This is a genomic window from Veillonella sp. 3913, from assembly GCF_003992235.1.
Lineage (GTDB): Bacteria > Bacillota > Negativicutes > Veillonellales > Veillonellaceae > F0422.
This window is the reverse complement of sequence record NZ_RQVF01000002.1, coordinates 181,959-200,361: the sequence shown is the minus strand read 5'-3', so window position 1 is coordinate 200,361 and position 18,403 is coordinate 181,959. Positions and strand designations below refer to the sequence as shown.

General features: G+C 39.9%; 17 protein-coding genes. 16 read left to right on the top strand and 1 reads right to left on the bottom strand.

Annotated features, from left to right (window positions below):
• Positions 1–12: 12 nt before the first annotated feature.
• The 9 genes from EO113_RS04105 (at position 13) to EO113_RS04065 (ending at position 11,257) form a co-directional block, all read left to right on the top strand.
• A complete protein-coding gene (locus tag EO113_RS04105; protein ID WP_127135624.1) occupies positions 13–1,056 on the top strand; it encodes an ABC transporter substrate-binding protein in 1,044 nt (347 codons plus the stop codon).
• A complete protein-coding gene (gene rimO, locus EO113_RS04100) occupies positions 1,053–2,393 on the top strand; it encodes a 30S ribosomal protein S12 methylthiotransferase RimO (RefSeq protein WP_127135623.1) in 1,341 nt (446 codons plus the stop codon). The genes EO113_RS04105 and rimO overlap by 4 nt, the downstream gene beginning before the upstream one ends.
• Positions 2,394–2,405: 12 nt before the next feature.
• Positions 2,406–3,641 (top strand): competence/damage-inducible protein A, encoded by a 1,236-nt coding sequence (locus EO113_RS04095; RefSeq protein WP_127135622.1) that lies wholly within the window; start codon positions 2,406–2,408, stop codon positions 3,639–3,641.
• Between the two features lie 4 nt (positions 3,642–3,645).
• Positions 3,646–4,755: a recombinase RecA gene (gene recA, locus EO113_RS04090; protein WP_009352815.1), complete on the top strand. Its 1,110-nt coding sequence runs from the start codon at positions 3,646–3,648 to the stop codon at positions 4,753–4,755.
• On the top strand, positions 4,755–5,258 hold the full coding sequence (locus EO113_RS04085) for a regulatory protein RecX (RefSeq protein WP_127135621.1): 504 nt from the start codon (positions 4,755–4,757) through the stop codon (positions 5,256–5,258). Before recA ends, EO113_RS04085 begins: the two co-directional genes overlap by 1 nt.
• A 106-nt stretch (positions 5,259–5,364) precedes the next feature.
• Positions 5,365–6,948 (top strand): ribonuclease Y, encoded by a 1,584-nt coding sequence (gene rny, locus EO113_RS04080; RefSeq protein ID WP_369813333.1) that lies wholly within the window; start codon positions 5,365–5,367, stop codon positions 6,946–6,948.
• Positions 6,949–7,153: 205 nt separating this feature from the next.
• Positions 7,154–8,917 (top strand): DNA primase, encoded by a 1,764-nt coding sequence (dnaG, locus tag EO113_RS04075; protein WP_127135620.1) that lies wholly within the window; start codon positions 7,154–7,156, stop codon positions 8,915–8,917.
• A 21-nt stretch (positions 8,918–8,938) separates the two neighbouring features.
• Entirely contained in the window at positions 8,939–10,171 is a 1,233-nt protein-coding gene (gene rpoD, locus EO113_RS04070; protein WP_009352990.1) for an RNA polymerase sigma factor RpoD, read from the top strand.
• 303 nt (positions 10,172–10,474) lie between these two features.
• Positions 10,475–11,257 carry a basic amino acid ABC transporter substrate-binding protein gene (locus EO113_RS04065; RefSeq protein ID WP_127135619.1) on the top strand — a complete coding sequence of 261 codons (783 nt, stop codon included), beginning with the start codon at positions 10,475–10,477 and terminating at the stop codon, positions 11,255–11,257.
• A gap of 427 nt (positions 11,258–11,684) precedes the next feature.
• On the opposite strand, the gene EO113_RS04060 is transcribed toward EO113_RS04065, so the two are convergent.
• Positions 11,685–12,632: an L-lactate dehydrogenase gene (locus EO113_RS04060; protein WP_127135689.1), complete on the bottom strand. Its 948-nt coding sequence runs from the start codon at positions 12,630–12,632 to the stop codon at positions 11,685–11,687.
• Positions 12,633–13,027: 395 nt separating this feature from the next.
• On the opposite strand from EO113_RS04060, the gene EO113_RS08315 reads away from it, so the two are divergent.
• From EO113_RS08315 to hydG, 7 genes are all read left to right on the top strand, one after another.
• Positions 13,028–13,108, top strand: a complete 81-nt coding sequence (locus EO113_RS08315) for a putative holin-like toxin (RefSeq protein WP_369688071.1) — start codon at positions 13,028–13,030, stop codon at positions 13,106–13,108.
• A 339-nt stretch (positions 13,109–13,447) separates the two neighbouring features.
• On the top strand, positions 13,448–14,341 hold the full coding sequence (locus tag EO113_RS04055; RefSeq protein WP_127135618.1) for an epoxyqueuosine reductase: 894 nt from the start codon (positions 13,448–13,450) through the stop codon (positions 14,339–14,341).
• Complete coding sequence (locus tag EO113_RS04050) at positions 14,328–15,512, top strand: multidrug effflux MFS transporter (RefSeq protein ID WP_127135617.1); 1,185 nt, start codon at positions 14,328–14,330, stop codon at positions 15,510–15,512. Before EO113_RS04055 ends, EO113_RS04050 begins: the two co-directional genes overlap by 14 nt.
• Positions 15,513–15,749: 237 nt before the next feature.
• Positions 15,750–16,061, top strand: a complete 312-nt coding sequence (rplU, locus tag EO113_RS04045; RefSeq protein ID WP_009352881.1) for a 50S ribosomal protein L21 — start codon at positions 15,750–15,752, stop codon at positions 16,059–16,061.
• A gap of 5 nt (positions 16,062–16,066) precedes the next feature.
• Positions 16,067–16,381 (top strand): ribosomal-processing cysteine protease Prp, encoded by a 315-nt coding sequence (locus EO113_RS04040; protein ID WP_127135616.1) that lies wholly within the window; start codon positions 16,067–16,069, stop codon positions 16,379–16,381.
• A gap of 12 nt (positions 16,382–16,393) precedes the next feature.
• Positions 16,394–16,681, top strand: a complete 288-nt coding sequence (gene rpmA / locus EO113_RS04035; protein ID WP_009353004.1) for a 50S ribosomal protein L27 — start codon at positions 16,394–16,396, stop codon at positions 16,679–16,681.
• 296 nt (positions 16,682–16,977) lie between these two features.
• Positions 16,978–18,396 (top strand): [FeFe] hydrogenase H-cluster radical SAM maturase HydG, encoded by a 1,419-nt coding sequence (hydG, locus tag EO113_RS04030; protein ID WP_062401249.1) that lies wholly within the window; start codon positions 16,978–16,980, stop codon positions 18,394–18,396.
• Positions 18,397–18,403: the final 7 nt, after the last annotated feature.

Here is an 18,403-nt window from a genome sequence, read left to right as displayed (position 1 = left end):
GGAGGTGAATCTATGAAACGGTTACGATTGCTCATGGTGTATGCACTAGTAGTAGTAGGTATGTTTAGTGTAGGCTTGTGGCTTAATGATATGAAACAAGATCAAGTGGATCAACGTGTGATTTCTACAAGAGCAGAAATTACTATCTATACAGATGGGGACCCTGAAGTCATGACGGCTATAGGACAGGCCTATGAAAGAGAGGCACAAGTAAGAGTACATGTTATTCCCATACCGCAGAATCAAATGGGTACACGGTTAGCTTTGCCAGAAGCAGAGCAACAAGGGGATCTTGTGATTTCTACAAAAGCCAATCTCAGTGAAGGGGTTGAGCATGGAGCCTTTCGTAGATTGCCAATTACTTTAACGTATTCGGTAGATACAGTATTCCACGGTCCGGATGAGCAATGGGTAGGGATATGGTATGATCCTTATGTCTTAGCCTTACACGATACCTTCTATAGTAGTCAGGGAAAATATGTAAACACTTGGTTTTCCTTAGCTTATACGGGCCCATGGCGTATAGCGGTCACTGATTTTGTAGCCGATGCATCGGCCACTACTTTATTGAATAGTTTTGGTGCTATCTATGGACTAGGTGGTGCCATCTCCTATTTTGATAGTTTGCGACCGCGTATTGTGCAGTATGCAAAAGCCTTGCCATCTTCAGTGCGCATGGCTGCTATTGGAGATGTACAGGTCAGCGTAGGACATTATTCGGATGCCAAATTATATGAGATTCATAAATATCCTTTGACGATTTTATATCCTAGGGAAGGTACTCCTTATGATTTGATGGGCGTAGGGATTCTAAAAGGATCCAGTAATGTTGGTGAAAGTGAAGCGTTTGTGAGTTGGTTACTTTCAGAACGGGTACAAGCTGTATTGAAAGAGGGGGATAGGTATTATTTGCCAACCAGAGAAACGGTGGAATCTCATAAAGACCGACAGGGCAATCATCTTGTGTTATGGAATGCAGGGATTGTGAAAGAAGAGCAAGATAAGATATTACAAGAATGGATACGACAAGTGCGTTTTAGAAAGGATACACCATGAGTAAGTTGTTAGGTTATATTAGTTTAGGTTGCGCCAAGAATTTGGTGGATACAGAGGTGATGCTAGGAGCTTTACAAGATAATGGCTATGAAATCACAGAAGAGTTAGAAAAAGCAGAAATTATTATTATTAACACATGCACATTTATCGAGAAAGCAAAAGAAGAATCGATCAATACTATATTAGAGGCTGGTCAATATAAACAATATGGAGACTGTAAAGGTCTTATCGTAGCAGGCTGTTTAAGTCAGCAATACCAAGAAGAATTGTTTACTGAAATTCCAGAAATTGACGCCCTCATTGGAACAGGATCTTGGAATCGTATCATGGAAGCTGTGGAGGCTATTCAACAAGGTCAACGTATTTGTATCATGGATAGTATGACAAATATGTATGATGAAGGCATGCCACGGATGATGACAACACCGGACTACAGTGCATATGTAAAAATTTCTGAAGGATGCAATAATGGATGTACATTCTGTATCATTCCGAAAGTACGTGGGGCCTATCGCAGTCGATCTATGGAGTCTATTGAACGAGAAGTACAGCAGCTTGCAGAAGCAGGTGTGAAAGAAGTAGTATTAATTGCCCAAGATACTACCTATTATGGAGCTGACTTGAATCATGGTACACCGTTACTTTCAGAGTTGTTAAAACGATTGGCGAAGATTGAAGGCATCGAATGGATTCGCATGTTGTACTTGTATCCAAAACACTTCTCTGATGAATTGCTAGAAACAATCATGACAGAACCAAAGGTGTGCAAGTATATCGATATGCCACTACAACATATTAACAATACTGTGTTACAACGTATGAACCGTAAGGATACGCGGGAAAATATTGTAGCTTTGTTGCATAAAATCCGCAATCGCAGTGAGCATATTACATTGCGCACATCCCTTATTGTAGGGTTCCCTGGAGAAACAGAAGAACAATTCCAAGAGTTGGCAGATTTTGTAAAAGATATCCGATTTGATCACATGGGTGTATTTACGTACTCTCAAGAGGATGGCACACCAGCAGGTCTGATGGATGACCAAATTCCTGAAGAAGTGAAAGAAGAACGATACCATACATTAATGGCGATTCAAGCACAAGTTTCAGAGGAACATAATCGTGATCTAGAGGGAACGATTCATCAAGGCCTAATTGAAGCCATCGATGAAGTAGAGCCGGGAAAATTTTTGGCTCGTGGACGTTTGCAAATGCAGGCTCCAGATGTAGATGGTAACATGTATGTAGAAGATGTAACAGGACTTTCTGAAGGCGATATTGTGACTGTAAAAGTATCACAAGGTTTCGCTTATGACGTGGTAGTAGAAACTGTATAGGATGGTGATAGCATGATCGTAGAATTAATCTCTACAGGATCAGAATTATTACTAGGACATATTGTCAATACAAATGTGAAATGGCTCAGCGAAGAACTGAACAATCGAGGCTATTCTGTGTCATATCAAACGACGGTGGGGGATAATCCTGAGCGTATGAAAGAGGTATTTCAACGAGCAGGGGAGCGAGCAGATATTGTGATCAGTTCTGGAGGCTTAGGTGCTACCCAAGGAGATATAACTCGAAAATCCTTGGCAGATGCGCTAGGATTACCTTTGGTATTTCACGAAGAAGCAGGTCGTGAGGTAGATTCTTTTTATGAGAAACAAGGACGGGTGAAACCTTACGAATCTGACCGAGATCGGTATTTGCCAGAAGGGGCAAAAGTACTACATAATCCAGTAGGGGTGGCACCAGCAGTAGTAGTGGAACAGGATGATACGGTATATGTATTGTTACCAGGTCCTCCATCAGAATTACAAGGAACTTTTATAGAAAGTGTGACCCCCTTTTTAGAGCAACGTTTTGGACAGCAAGGGATGATTTATTCTGAACGGTATGCTGTGTATGGATATCGTGAAATGCAACTAGAGACTCTATTGCAAGACTTGATTCAGAATCAGCAGAACCCAACTATAGCACTATTGATCAAACCAGGATACATTGAAATTCGCTTAACTGCCAAAGGCGAGTCAAAAGCAGACTGTCAGGAGAAATTAGGTCCATGGAGGTCTATCCTATTAGAACGCTTGGAAGATATCCGTAGTTTAGATACATCGGTGTTGGAAGAATTTCATAAGGTTGCCCTCGAAAAGGGGATTACCATAGGAACTGCTGAATCTTGTACAGGCGGCCTAGTAGGAAAAATCTTGACTGACTTAGGCGGTAGCAGTGGATATTATCAGGGTGGTATTATTTCCTATGCAAATGCGGTGAAAGAACAAGTATTAAGTGTATCATCAGAGACATTGGCAACATATGGTGCTGTCAGTGAAGAAACGGCTAAGGAAATGGTTGAAGGTGTATTTCGTGTATTACGTACAGACTATGCCATTGCGACCACAGGGATAGCAGGTCCAGGTGGTGGCAGTCAAGAAAAACCAGTAGGTCTTGTGTATATCGGTATTGGTACACCACGAGGTATTACTGTACATAAAGAGATATTTATAGGGGATCGTAGTAGTATCCGTAAAAGTGTAGCGGAACGGGCGATTCAATATGTATATAAAGAATTAATAGAAAGGTAGAACAATGGCAAAGGATAAAGCAAAAGAAGCAGCAATTGATATGAAAAGTGGATCTCAAGAAGATCGTATGAGAGCCTTAGAAGGGGCTTTAAAACAAATTGAAAAAGACTTTGGTCAAGGCGCGATCATGCGCATGGGCGAAGCAGCGGATAAAATGAACATTGAAGTCATTTCTACAGGCGTATTGGCCTTGGATTTGGCAGTTGGTGTAGGTGGGTTCCCACGGGGCCGTATTATTGAAATTTATGGACCAGAATCTTCTGGTAAAACTACGGTGGCTTTACATGCAGCAGCAGAAGCACAACGTAATGGTGGCGTTGTTGCCTTCATCGATGCGGAACATGCCTTAGACCCTGTATATGCGAAAAAATTAGGCGTAGATATCAATAGCTTGTTGATTTCCCAACCAGATAATGGTGAACAAGGCTTAGAAATTACAGAGGCTTTGGTTCGCTCTGGGGCAGTAGACTTAATCGTTGTGGACTCCGTAGCGGCCTTAACACCTAAAGTAGAGATTGATGGTGAAATGACAGATGCTCACGTTGGGGTACATGCGCGTTTAATGAGTAAAGCATTACGTAAATTAACAAGCTCCATCAGTAAAACTAGAACAGTTATTATCTTTATTAACCAATTGCGTGAAAAAGTGGGCGTTATGTTTGGTAACCCAGAAACAACTACAGGTGGCCGTGCTTTAAAATTCTACTCTACGATTCGTTTAGATGTACGCAAAGGGGAAGCATTGACTTCTGCTAAAGAACATGTTGGCAATCGTACAAAAGTAAAAGTTGTGAAAAATAAAGTGGCTCCTCCATTCAAAGTGGCAGAATTTGATTTGATGTTTGGGGAAGGCGTTTCCTACGAAGGTACATTGATTGACATCGGTGCGAATATTGAAGTGATCAAAAAATCTGGTGCTTGGTATTCCTATAATGGAGAGCGTATGGGTCAAGGTAAAGAGGCTGCCAAAGTATTCTTGAAAGAAAACCCTCAAATTGCTCAAGAAATTGATTCTATTATTCGTGATACATTAGCAGCAGAACCATTGAATGTACTTGGTCATGATGAAGAAGTGGATGAAGTAGCAACTACTGAAACTGTGGATATGGAATAATGGCATTTCGTATATCGAAAGAGCAGGAATGGACATTTGCATCAGCTATGGAGCAAGCTTTGCGCTTATTAGGGCCACGGTCCTTAAGCACCTTAGAGCTACGGCGTAAATTGTCTCAACGGTCTGTACCCAGTGAGTTAATACACGATGTAGAAGAAAAACTTCTATCCTTATCGTACTTAGACGATGAAGAATTGTCTGAAGAAGCGTTGCGTGCCTATATGGAGGCAGAAAAGCATAGTACCTATTACATTCGTGAAAAAATGCGCGAACGAGGTCTTGCTGTATCTTATGTATTAGATGACTATGATGAATGGTCGGTAGCGGTAAAGCTATTAGAGCAACGATTTCACATATCCGATGAGGAGCGGTTAGCAGCCATCGAAGAGGGTGAAGAAGATAAGTTTAGCAAGAAAAAAATAATTTATTTTCTAAAGAATCGTGGATTCGCTGTGAGTACAATTCAATCTATTTGTTATGAATGGGGCCCCTACTTAGAGTAGGGGCTTTGTCTTGACATTCCACGGTGTATGAACTAAAATTAAAATAGCCTTAATAATAAGCAAAATAAAATTTAAAAGCAAAATGGGCGAGAAACCGGGGAAGCGGATGTATCGACTTCTCCTTTTTTTATGCAAGTGGGAGGTGAACACGATTTTAGAATACAGCATTATTGCCGTAGTCATGGTATTAATTGGTCTTGGAGTAGGCTATTTATTGCGTCGCAATATTGCAGAAGGTAAGCTAAACAAAGCGGAAACAGAAGCTGCACGTATTGTTGCTGATGGCGAGCGCTTAGCGGAGTCTAAGAAAAAAGAAGCGTTACTGGAAGCAAAAGAAGAAATTCATAAATTGCGTGCTGATGTTGATAAAGAAAATCGGGATAGACGTAATGAATTACAACGTCTTGAACGACGGATTTTACAAAAAGAAGAGCAATTAGACAAAAAACTAGACAGTATTGAACGCAAAGAGGAGTCCTTGCACCACAAGGAACGCAATCTAGAAAAAGCGGAAGAAAAAATTGAGGTATTGCATCAACAACAAATGGAAGAGTTAGAACGAATTTCTAGCTTAACCTTTGATGAAGCAAAACAAATTTTATTGACAAAAGTAGAACAAGAGATTCGTCACGACACTGCTGTGATGCTTAAAGATCTTGAGCAACAAGCAAAAGAAGAGGCGGAAAAGAATGCCAGAGAAATTATTTCTATGGCCATTCAACGATGTGCAGCTGACCATGTAGCAGAATCTACAGTGTCTGTGGTGACATTGCCAAATGATGAGATGAAAGGCCGTATTATCGGTCGTGAAGGCCGTAATATTCGCGCTTTAGAAACGTTGACGGGTATTGACTTAATTATTGATGATACACCAGAAGCAGTTATTTTATCCGGATTTGATCCAATTCGTCGCGAAGTAGCACGAATTGCCTTAGAAAAACTCATTGTAGATGGACGTATCCATCCAGCTCGTATCGAGGAAATGGTTGAAAAAGCACGCCGTGAGGTGGAAACAACTATAAAAGAAGCGGGCGAACAAGCTACTTTTGAAGCAGATGTACATGGCTTACATCCAGAAGTGATTCGTATTTTAGGTAGACTAAAATATCGTACTAGTTATGGACAGAATGTACTAAAACATTCTGTAGAAGTATCTCATTTAGCAGGTATGATGGCAGCGGAATTAGGCTGCGATGTAGTACTGGCTAAACGAGGCGGTTTATTACATGATTTAGGCAAAGCCTTAACACATGAAATTGAAGGATCTCACGTGGAAATTGGCGTAGATCTTGCTAAAAAATATCATGAAAGCGCATTGGTACAAAATTGTATTGGCGCTCATCATGGTGATGAAGAGTTTAAATCTGTAGAGGCTGTATTGGTAGCGGCAGCAGATGCTATTTCTGCAGCACGACCAGGAGCTAGACGCGAAACATTAGAAAATTATTTAAAACGATTATCTAAGTTGGAAGAAATCGCTGAATCTTTTGAAGGCGTTGAAAAATGCTTTGCTATCCAAGCAGGTCGAGAGATTCGCGTTATGGTAAAACCAGATAAAGTGGATGATGTGGAAGCGAACTTGTTGGTACGTGACATCATTAAACGAATCGAAAATGAATTAGAATATCCAGGACAAATTAAAGTTGTGGTTATTCGTGAAACACGAGTCGTAGATTACGCGAAAAAATAGTCTACATAAGTGGTTGGAGCAGCCTTTGGCTGCTCTAACTTCTTTTTTTTCACACTATATATGAATTGCATATATAGTGTGAAGAAAAAGAAAGTATCTGTAAGTAGGAGTTTTTTTGTTTGTGTAGAATAGTATAGATAGAGAACGTATATATAATTTATACTTTTTAGTAAATACACTGTAGTACATAGCTTAGGAGAATGACATGAGCAAGTTTTTCGATGATGATATAATTGAACAAGTCAAAGATGCCAATGACATTGTATCTGTCATTTCTGAGCATATTCCATTAAAGAAGAAAGGGAAAAACTATTGGGGTTGTTGTCCATTTCATAATGAAAAGACGCCTTCTTTTAGTGTGACCCCTGAAAAGGGCTTTTTTTATTGTTTTGGTTGTCGAGAATCGGGGAATGTTATCAGTTTTTTAATGAAATATGATAATTTAACGTTTCCAGAAGCGATAGAAAGATTAGCTAATCGTGCTAACATTGCTTTGCCAGAGCGGACCGTATCATCAGCAGAACGAAAACGTATGGCCCGTATAGAATCTATGTATGAAGTGAATGAACTAGCTACAAATTTCTTTCATAATTGTTTAGTAAAAACAGAGTTAGGAAAACAGGGTTTAGACTATTTACTAAAACGAGGTCTATCCATGGAGACTATAACAAAGTTTCGCTTAGGTTTTGCTCCAGATGGATGGGATAAGTTATACAGTGCCTTTATTGGACGTGGAGTGGACCCTAATTTGTTATTAGAGTTAGGGCTATGCCGTAAAAATGAGCAAGGTAAAATATACGATTATTTTAGAAAACGTGTGATGTTTCCTATCATGGATGGAAAGGGGCGTGTGTTAGGCTTCGGTGGTCGTGTTCTTGACGACAGTAATCCGAAATATTTGAACTCCCCAGAAACGGAAATATTTAATAAAGGACATTTATTATTTGCCTTTTATCAATCCTACCGTAGCATTCGTGAAAAGAAACAAGCAGTCCTTGTAGAGGGGTATATGGATGTACTGAGTTGTCATAATGCAGGCATTACGAATGTAGTGGCATCGTTGGGTACGGCCTATACGAAAGACCATGGTAGGCTATTAATGCGTCAAGCAGAGGAAGTTGTTCTTGCCTATGATATGGACGGAGCTGGTCGTACAGCGGCTAAGCGTGCTATCGAATTATTGCAAAATACAGAATTTTCTGTTAAGGTAGTATCTATGCCTGATGGAAAGGATCCAGATGATTTTATCAAAAATCATGGTCCTGAAGCATGGCAAGAATTGGTGGATACATCGCCAAGAGATTTTGAGTTTTTACTGAATGAAAGCTTACGTCGTCACGATACTAATTCGGTAGAAGGAAAGCGATCTGTTTTGGGAGATATGTTCCCCTTTATTGCGGGCCATGAAAGTCAAGTGCGCCGTGATGAATATTTAAAAGCTATGGCATTACCTTTGTGGTTAGATGTGAGTACCATCATTACTTACTTTAGGCAGTTTCTTCGACAAGGAAATATAGAATTAAAACAGCAGGATCTTAATGTGCCTAAGGAACATTTCACAGATGAAGAAGAATTGCTGTACTGGGTAGGTAAGGATAATACTATTTATACCTTAGTGAGCCAATATATAGGAGTAGAAGATATATCGCATCCTATGTATCGCGTCTATTATGAAAAGATTGGTGACTTGGTAACTAGAGGTGAAACATTGTCGGACATCCTTTTAGAAGGAGCTTTAGATGCAGAATCTTGGCACATGTTTGGCAAATGGTCGGTCTTAATTGACCGTGAAATGAATGAGGAATTATTGCACAATTTAATTCGAAGTGTGCGATTAAAATCCCTTCGCAATCAATATAAGGAACATAGTCGATTGGCAGACCAATTAAGTAGAGCTAATGATCCTAGATTTATAGAAGAGTTACGAATGTGTCAGGATTTACAAGAATTGATTAAACAGTGGTCTTGATGTAGTGAAAGGAAGAGCACAGTGGCAAAGAAGAAAAAAGAATCGCAAGTGCAAGAAATTATCGCGGTTTTATTAGAAGATGCGAAACGAGAAGGCGTCATTACAGCTAAGAAAATTTCTGATGCACTTTCAGAGCAAATGGAAGTAACAGCAGAGCAGCTTGATAGTATGTATGCTATATTTAATAATTTGAATATTGAAGTCATTCCTGATGATGAACATGCTTCTGAAAGTGACTTGCATCTACATGATGAATTATTAGATAAGGATATAGAAGTCGAAGTTGATGTAGATGTAGATGTGGAACATTTAACTAGTGACATCGATATTGCTACGGAAGAAGATGATGAAGAAAAAGAGATTAATCTTGATTTATCTATTCCTGAGGGGATGAATATTGATGATCCAGTGCGTATGTATTTGAAAGAAATTGGACGTGTTCCATTGCTATCTGGTGATGAAGAAATCATTTTGGCACAACAAATTGAGGCAGGTAATCAAGAAGGAGCTACCTATAAAGAAGTTCGTTTAGGTAGTAGCGCGAAACAGAAATTGATTGATGCTAACTTGCGTCTTGTGGTAAGTATTGCAAAACGCTATGTAGGTCGTGGAATGTTGTTCTTGGATTTAATTCAAGAAGGCAATTTGGGGCTTATTAAAGCTGTAGATAAATTTGACTATACAAAGGGATATAAATTTTCTACCTATGCCACATGGTGGATTCGCCAAGCCATTACAAGGGCGATTGCTGACCAAGCTAGAACCATTCGTATTCCAGTACATATGGTAGAAACGATTAATAAATTGGTACGTATTCAGCGTCAATTATTACAAGATTTAGGCCGTGAACCAAGTCCAGAAGAAATTGCTGAAGGCATGGGAATTACAGTGGAGCGTGTTCGAGAAATTCAAAAAATTTCTCAAGAGCCAGTCTCTTTAGAAACGCCAATTGGGGAAGAAGAAGATTCCCATTTAGGAGATTTCTTAGAAGATAAAGATGCGGTAGCTCCAGATGATGCGGCTAGCTTTATTTTGTTGCGAGAACAAATTGTTGAAGTATTTAGTTGCTTAACAGATCGAGAACAACAAGTGTTAGAATTACGCTTTGGTTTAAAAGATGGCAAGCCACGCACATTGGAAGAAGTTGGTCAATTCTTTAATGTGACACGGGAACGGATTCGTCAAATTGAAGGAAAAGCTTTAACAAAACTGCGAAATCGTGGGAAACGAGATAAAATTAAAGACTTTTTATAATGCCTAATATTAAGTAATAGTAGTTAGTATCGTAGGTAGGAATTGTAACTAATTGTGAAATAATTATGCTGTTATAATCTTACGTATTAAAATAATGAACTTAGGGGGAAGTTGATATGTTTTGTTCAACTTCCCTTTGATGTATTTGATGGTATTATAGTAAATATCTTTTGTATAGTAAAATAAAAATAGTGATATACTTATAAAGAGAAACTTTATAAAAAATACTTGCTATTTAATAATTGTGTGGTATAATTTATGTATAAATAATCATAAGTAGTGAATATATTCTGGGAGGTAATTATGATTAGCATGAAAAAACTAGGTCTTATCCTATGTACAGCTGTTCTTAGTGTAGGTTTGCTAGCTGGTTGTGGTAGTGATAAAAAAGAAGTGCAGTTAACACAAACAGCAGGGGTGTTGAAAGTTGGTTCTGAAACCACATTCCCTCCATTTGAATTTGCAGAAGAAAATACTAATAAATATATTGGTTTTGATGTAGATTTAAGTGAAGAAGTAGCCAAACGGTTAGGCTTAAAATTAGAGTTTGTCAGCATGGGATTCGATGCGTTGATTCCTGCTACACAATCTGGCAATATCGATATGATTGCAGCTGGTATTAATGCAACTCCAGAACGTGAAAAAGCATTAGCATTCTCTGAGCCATACTTCAAAGAAGGCGGTTTCATCACTATCGTTCGTAAAGATAATACGGATATCAAAAAAATGGACGACCTTACTAATAAACGTGTAGGCGTTCAAATTGGTACAGTACCTGTGGAAATGGCGAAAGCAATCCCTGGTACAGATGTAAAAGAAATGGATTCTAATAGCAATATCTTCATGGCATTACAAGCAGGTACGATTGATGGTGCTATCATTGACCAAGCAGTGGCTATGTATTACTTGAAACAAGGTGCAGACAAAGATCTTAAATTGGTAGGAGAAGGCACAGATGCACCTCCATTCGTATTAGGGTTCAATAAATCTAACACAGCATTACGTGATAAAGTTAATGAAGCTTTGAAAGCAATGCGTGAAGATGGAACATATCAAAAAATTTACTCCAAATGGTTCGCAAAATAGTTCTGCTATACAGCCTATGACGTTTCTATCTTATTAGCGAAAGGGAAGAGCACGGTATACTCCTCACAAACGGCATTTCATAATGTTTGTTCGGAGCACACCGTGCTCTTCTTGTGTTTGTGTAATTTAGGTAGTAAGGGTCGCTACAAGGCTACTACGCATAAGGGCCTTGCTCAGGGGTGGGGGATGTGGAAGAGCACAGTATACTCCTCACAAACGGTATTTCATAATGTGTCGTCTCTTGTTCAGCTATGTAGCTCGTGGCGTTCTATCCGATGTAGTGAAAGGAAAGACCGCAATACACCTCCTCAGAAACGGTATTTCATAATGTTTCTTCGGAGGTATATTGCGGTCTTTTAGGTTTATAATATAGTATTCATAAAGGATCGCCACAGGGCTACTACGCATGACTACATTCCTCAGAGAGTTATAGTGTATGCGCTAGTTTGATGTACTCTCTGATGCGTTCGCAAGAGTTGTGGAAGGCTTTTTGTTCGTCAGCGGTTAGGTGCAATTCCAAGATTTCTTCGATGCCATTTTTGCCGATGATGGCAGGGACGGAGGCAAAGACATTGTGCTCGCCGTATTCGCCTTCTAGTTTGCATGATAGAGGTAATACTTTTTGTTCATCGTGGAAGTAAGCACGAATGATTTCTGTAACGGATGCAGCGATGCCAAATTCTGTGGATCCTTTTCCAATGAGGACGAGGTAGCCACCGTATTTCATTTGTTCTACTAGGGCATTTTCATCAAAGGTTGGGAAGCGGTGAGGAAGCTCCTGTTGGAGTTCTTTTAAAGGTTTGCCAGATACTGTGACGTGAGACCAAGGGACCATAGCGCTACCACCGTGCTCACCCATAGCATAGCAAGATAAAGAGCGACGATGTACGTGGATTTGTTCAGCTACTAATCGTTGCAAACGAGCAGAGTCTAAGGATGTGCCAGAAGAGATGATTTTATGTTTCGGGTAGTCTAAGTATTCTTGTACATAGGCAGCTACTACATCAGCAGGATTGGAAATGCTAACGATGAAACCGTTGAATCCCGATGCTTTTACACGAGGAAGGAATTCACGCAATACTTCTACGGTGGACCCTAGTGTATCTAGTCGATCTTGTTCTGGAGATGGGAGGGGACCTGCAGAAATAACGAGAATATCGCAGTCTCCGATGTCTTCCGGTTCGCAAGGGATAGCTTCTATACGATGTGGTAAGTAACTTACCGCATCATTAATATCGGTGGCTTGGGCAATCGCTTTATCTTTGTCGATATCCACCATGTATAATTGGTCCACCTCACCTTGTGTAGCAAGGGAAAATGCCACGTGGGAGCCCACATGACCAGTGCCGATAATGGCAACTTTTCGTAGTTCTATAGACATATTGTTCCTCCTGTGTTGAATGATGAAAGTAATTAGTAATATGTTCTAGGATAAAACTTTTAGGGGGGTTACGTCAATACGTCACTTGTTTTGCTATGCAGTCTTTGGCGGGTTTAACTGAATAGGGCAAAAGAAAGAGTGCGACACATTCCTTCTCAAACGGCACTGCGTAATGTTTGTTCAGGAACATGTCGCACTCTTCTTATATTTGTGTTATGTGTGCAGTTAATCCCGCCACAAGGCTGCTACGCTTAACTGCGTTCCTCATGGAGTATGTGTAGTATTGATAAAACATTAACATTTTGTGTGATTTTAAAGTATAATAAATAAGAAGAGTCAACGGCGTGTTGTTAGGCTCATCTCTTCCTATTAGGGGAGGAGATGATACTATGACTACATATGAAAAGTTATCTTTATTGATTCAATTTTCTATGTTGATTGTAGAAGTTCTCCGTTGCTTTTATAGCTAACGAAAACGCCTAACGAATAAGGTTTCCCAGACCTTACACGTTAGGCGTAATCAATTTTCCACTTTTGAGATGAGCCTAACGCTAGCAGACGTCGATGGCTCTTCTTTTGTTGTTTTAATTATAGCATAGTATATAGGCCATGACAATGTCTCTTGTTCTGCTATGCTTAACTGCATTCTTTAGGGAGCTGGATTGGTTTTGAGTTTTTGATAGTACTTCCAGAGAAAACTATAATTTAAAATAAAGTTCCCCAAATGCATAGTCTTTGTTCGTAATTGGTATGATATATGAGTGACTGTTTATATATAAAACCTATGGATTGTATAGTATAATGAATGCATGACAAATTTAGAACTTGAAGAATTAGCGATACAATTAAATATTCCTGCGGTGGGGGTGGCGTCTTGGCCATTGCCGGTGGAGGCGTCGTTACATTTGGATACGCCCTATCCTTGTCCGTTTACGAATGGAAGTATTGAAGAACGATTGCAGGGGTCCACGACTATTGCTTCACCGAAGTCCGCGATAGTCTGTTTGTTTCCTTATTATATGCCTAGGGAAGGAGTGACGAATTTAGCTAGGTACTGTTGGGGCGATGATTATCATGTTGTGGTACGACAGTATTTGGAACGACTGGTGGATATTTTGCGTGAGCGCTATCCTGACGAAATATACGAGATTCATTGTGATACGTCACCTTTAGCGGATCGGTATATGGCATACTTGGCAGGCTTAGGGTTTTATGGGTGGAACCAAACATTTATCAACCCTACGTGGGGCTCCTATACTGTTATTGGCACTATTATGACGACGTTGGAATTGTCTCCTTCTGTACCGCTTGCACAGAGCTGTCTGCAATGTGGTGCTTGTTTGCGTGCTTGCCCGGGTAAGGCCTTACAAGGAGATCATTTAGATTATCGAACCTGTAAAAGTTATCTTACCCAATGTAAAGGGGAACTTTCAGAGGAAGAAGAACGAATTATTGGTAAAACACCTCTCATTTTTGGGTGTGATGTATGCCAGGAGGTGTGCCCCCACAATCGAGATGTTCCTATGACGCCTATACCAGAGTTTCAACAGGTTACATCCTACATTGAGGTGGAGGAATTAGAAGGAATGACGAATAAAGAGTTTAAAGCGAAGTACGGCCACAAAGCATGGGCTTGGCGAGGAAAAAAAGTGTTGCTTCGCAATGCGGAGATTGTTAGAAAGGAAAAGCATGAAGGAAAGTAAGTCTGTTTCATTGTTTTTAATTATATTCTTAGGATTGCTCACAGCGGTAACGCCATTGGCGACGGATATGTATTTGCCAGCCTTGCCAATTATGCCTGGAGAACTGGATACATCGGCATCAAATATTCAAATGACCATCGGCATTATGACCATCGGTATTGCAGTGGGACAACTCTTTGCAGGACCTATCAGCGATGTGCTAGGTCGCAAGAGACCACTCATTGTGGGAAACCTACTTTGCGTAGTAGCTACCATGGTTTGCGCTTATACACCAAATATTGAAGTACTCTTGTTGGGTCGATTTTTGCAAGGTGTGACGGGTTCCTTTGGGGTAGTTATCTCTAAGGCTATCGCTCGTGACCATGCATCGGGACCGGCTCTGATTAAGTTGCTGGCATCATTGATGATGGTCAATGGCTTGGCGCCTGTTATCGCTCCATTAGTGGGAGGACAAATTTTGGCATATGAAACGTGGAGATTTATTTTCGTCGTTTTAGCAGGCTTTGCGATTCTTCTTCTCGTGGGGTCCATTCTATTCCGTGAAAGCTTACCAACAGAACAGCGTGTAGCAGGGGGCATTCAAGAGGCCATCAAAAACTATAAGACGCTACTAAAAGATAAAGCTTTTTTAGGGCAATGTGGTATTCAATGGTTTGCTTTTGGAGCCTTCTTTTGTTACATTAGTGGATCATCCTTTGTGTATCAGAATATTTTGGGGTTGGATGCGCAACAATTTAGTTATGTATTTGGCATCAACAGCTGTGGTATCATTTTGTTCAGTATAATTAGCTCTCGTTTGAGTAATGTTATTAAGGATTACCAATTATTACAAGGCAGTTTAACTGTACTCTTCCTAGGATCCACTTTGTTCTTAAGCGCGATGGCACTGAATATGCCATTTTTAGTGGTGACCACAATTTTATTCTTTACCGTAGGGACCGTGTCTCTATTCGGGGCGGCTAGCTTTTCTATGGCTATGGCAAATTACGGTCACCTAGCAGGTAGTGCATCTGCCTTATTAGGGTTTTTCTCCATGATGTCTGCAGGTGTTGTGTCACCTATCGTGGGGATCGGAGGGTCATATACGGCAATTCCTATGGGAATCACTATGGTGATATGTTCCTTGGCAGCACTTCTTTGCTATTATCGATTCGCTCGCCCTAGGGCATAGGTGTATTACTATCGCCAAAGTATTGTGGGTAAAGGTGGTGAAAACGGCAAGTATTGAGTCTATACAGATAGAAAAAATTAGGTTTCTTTCGTTGACATAAACAGTGCTTGTCATGTATAATAATTGAGTCATAGTTTGGGTACGCCCAACTATTGCAAGCCGCATGAAGAGGTCAATAATATTTGGCTTCGGCTAGATAACCGCATTCAGCGAGTACGAATACAAGGAGGTGTCATAATGTACGCAATTATTAAAACTGGTGGTAAACAATATCGCGTTTCCGAAGGCGATGTAATCACTATTGAAAAATTGGATGTAGCAGCTGAAGGAACTGTTTCTTTTGACGAAGTTGTAACTGTAGTTAAAGACGGTGATGTTAAAGTTGGTACACCACTTGTGGACGGTGCAAAAGTTACTGGTACAGTACTTGAACATGGTAAAGCGAAAAAGATCTTGGTTTTCAAATACAAAGCGAAATCCAACTATCGTCGTCGTCAAGGCCATCGCCAACCATTCACTAAAGTTCGCATCGAAAAAATCGAGGCGTAAGTATCATGACTCACATTGATGTGAAACGCAATCGATTAGGGCAAATCATAGAATGTCATTTTCGAGGACATGCTGAAGCAGGTCCTTACGGAGAAGATATTGTATGTGCCGCTATATCCATGCTTTCACAGACATCGATCTTAGGTCTTCATGAGGTGGCTAAGCAATCCATGGAGTACCAAATAGAAGACGGTGAGTTACATATCCTACTTTCAGAACCTGTTAGTGAAAGAGGACAAACTATATTAGAAACGATGCTTCTTGGTATCAAGAATGTGGCGGATCAATATAGTGATTTTGTTAGAGTGAGTGAACAATAGGAGGTGAACTACATGTTATTCAATATCCAATTACAACTATTCGCATCTAAAAAAGGTGCTTCCAGTACAAAAAATGGTCGTGATTCCGAGTCCAAACGTCTTGGAGTTAAATGCCATGACGGTTCTACTGTAAAAAGTGGTAACATCCTAGTTCGTCAACGTGGTACACATTTCCATCCAGGCGCTAACGTTGGTATCGGCAAAGATGATACTTTGTTTGCATTGGTTCCTGGCCGTGTAGCATTTGAACGTGCTGGTCGTTATAACCGTAAAGTTTCTGTATACCCTGTAGAAGCTTAATCATAACACATATAAAAGGTCACTAGATAGTAATATCTGGTGGCCTTTTTTGTTTGCATGGGGCAGGAAACTTTCAAAATGAACAAATGAATAGATGTATATTTCTGTTTATGCATACATAGTATTAATATTTGCTTTCATAATGTACACTAATTTTATATACATCAATTCATAAGTGGAGTATAATAAAAGAAAGGCTATATCTAATAAAATCGGTATAGCGCTTATGTTAGGACAAAGCCTAGAAAGATGTAGGCTATCATAGATCTACTAAGTCAGTAGAAAAGGAGTTTACTATGTATGATGTACGCTCTTCCAAGGCGGAAGAATTTATTAATCACGAAGAGATTCTAGCCACTTTACAATATGCAGAAGAAAATAAGGAAAACCGTCCTTTATTGGATGCCATATTAGAAAAGGCAAAAACTCGTGTAGGATTAAACCACCGTGAGGCGATGGTACTGTTAGAATGTCCTTTGCCAGAATATAAGGAAAAATTATTTGCTTTAGCAAAAGAGATTAAACAAGCGATTTATGGTAATCGCATTGTATTATTTGCTCCGTTATATTTATCAAACTATTGCATCAATGGTTGTGTCTACTGCCCATACCATGCAAAAAATAAAACCATTACTCGCAAAAAATTAAACCAAGATCAAGTCCGTGAAGAAGTGATGGCCTTAGAAGCCATGGGGCATAAACGGATTGTTATTGAATCTGGCGAACATCCATTGGAAAATCCACTGGAATATATTTTGGAATGTATTGATACGATTTACTCCATCAAAAAAGATAATGGAGAAATTCGTCGTGTCAATGTCAATATTGCGGCGTGTGAAGTAGAAGATTATCGAAAATTACATGAGGCAGGTATTGGTACGTACACATTGTTCCAAGAAACATATAATAAAGAAAACTATGAAGCCCTTCATCCAACAGGCCCTAAGAGCGATTATGCATACCATACAACGGCTATGGATCGCGCTATGGAGGCAGGTATTGATGACGTGGGTATTGGCGTCCTTTATGGATTGGAACACTACAAATATGACTTCGTAGGCTTGTTGATGCATGCAGAACATTTAGAAGCGAAGTTTGGTGTAGGCCCGCATACGATCAGTGTGCCTCGAATTTGTCCAGCTGATGATATCGATGTAGATGATTTCAGTAATGCTGTACCAGACGATATTTTTGAAAAAATTGTAGCTTTGATTCGTGTGTCTGCACCGTATGCAGGTATGATTATGTCTACTCGTGAAAGTCAAGCTATGCGTGAGCGTGGTTTAGCCTTAGGTATCTCGCAAATTTCTGGAGGGTCTCGTACATCTGTCGGTGGCTATGTAGAAGAAGAACCAGAAGAAGAAAATTCTGCTCAATTTGATACGAGTGACCGCCGTTCCTTGGATGAAATTGTGGAATGGTTATTACAATTAGGATATGTACCAAGTTTCTGTACGGCTTGCTACCGTGAAGGACGTACAGGTGACCGCTTTATGGCACTGGCTAAGAGTGGACAAATTTCCAACTGTTGTCAACCGAATGCGTTGATGACATTGAAAGAGTATTTACTAGACTATGCAGATGAGGAAACAAAAGCTGTTGGTGCGGCTGTTATCGACGTGCAATTAGACTCTATTAAAAATGATCTAGTGAAAGAAAAATCCAAAGCTTATATTGCGCAAATGGAAGAGGGAGAACGTGACTTCCGATTCTAGTCAAAAC